This is a genomic window from Bartonella sp. AA126HLJHH (genome assembly GCF_042197425.1).
GTDB lineage: Bacteria > Pseudomonadota > Alphaproteobacteria > Rhizobiales > Rhizobiaceae > Bartonella.
In genome coordinates this window covers 1-1,072 of record NZ_JBHIRU010000094.1, presented here as the reverse complement: position 1 = coordinate 1,072, position 1,072 = coordinate 1, and the positions used below count along the sequence as shown (strand labels likewise).

At 34.6% G+C, this 1,072-nt stretch carries 2 protein-coding genes; both read right to left on the bottom strand.

Annotation, left to right across the window (positions count from 1 at the left end; all coding sequences use genetic code 11):
* Positions 1 to 760: hypothetical protein (locus ACFIQC_RS09895; RefSeq protein ID WP_375707138.1), on the bottom strand; the 760-nt coding region annotated here is incomplete at its 3' end.
* A gap of 69 nt (positions 761 to 829) precedes the next feature.
* Positions 830 to 982, bottom strand: coding sequence for a TrwH protein (locus tag ACFIQC_RS09890; RefSeq protein WP_375614846.1), 153 nt, complete (start codon positions 980 to 982; stop codon positions 830 to 832).
* Between the last annotated feature and the right edge of the window lie 90 nt (positions 983 to 1,072).

The window sequence follows — 1,072 nt, the reverse complement described above, 5'->3', positions numbered from 1 at the left end:
CTTTCAGGTTTTCTTTTGTTTGAAGTTCATTAAATAGACTTTTGAGGTATTGAAAACGATTTTCTACGTTTTCAAAAGTTTCTAAACTTACAGCTTTATCTAGTATCGATGCAAATTGTAAACGCTCTGAAATAGTTTTGCCCATTTGATCAAAAGGCCCAGAAACTTTGTTTTCGTCCTCTAATACCTCTTGATATGATTTCCTTGAAAGCTTATCACTCTTATAGAGCGATTCTGGTTCTTTGAGAAAAAAACTAGAAAAATCTATTTTTTCAGGTCCAGTTTTTTGACTATTTGTTATAGCCTGATAGGTTTTTTCTGTTTGTGAAATTTGTTCTTTTTTCAACTCAAGCTGTTTTTTTAAGAGCTCAATAATTTCCCCTTTTTTTAATAGCTTAGTAAGCTCCAGATATTTTGCTGATGGAGCAGATACGAAAGTTGATTTAGGTACCTGAGCTGTGGGAGATACTGGAGGTGTGTTAGATGGCTTAGAGCCACTAGGTTTGGACGGTACGCGATTTCTCATCGTTCCCAAATTAGAAAGGTCAATTTTAATATCGGGTGGAAGTTTACGTGGTGGCTCATAGCCTTTTGGTGGTTTTGGTTTATAATTGTTGCTTGAATCGAGATTTCCTGACCCTATACTAGGAACTGCAAAACGGCTATGACCTCCTCCTTGCTTAGTAAGAGTGTTACTTCTTGCTAAGTTTGTTGTTCCAAGAAAAGCACTAATCGCTATGATAATAATCAGCTTTTGCATATTTCATACCTTTTAATTTTCACATATTTAGAAAGACTGACCATTACATTATTAACTTCATAAATCAGTTTATGAGATTCCGTTGTCTCCTCGCTTAATTTCGGCAGGGATTGTTTTATTAATAGGCACGCGGTTCCTATCATTGGGCTGTTTTAGCTTTGGTGCTAATGCACAAGCCGATAAAAGGTTTGCAATCAAAATTATAAGTATGATCGACTTCATTTTAACATGACTCTTTTTACTGTTATACACATTCTGATATTTGTTGTCATTATTATAATTTTGACACCAAAGTAAAGTGTATAGTTTACG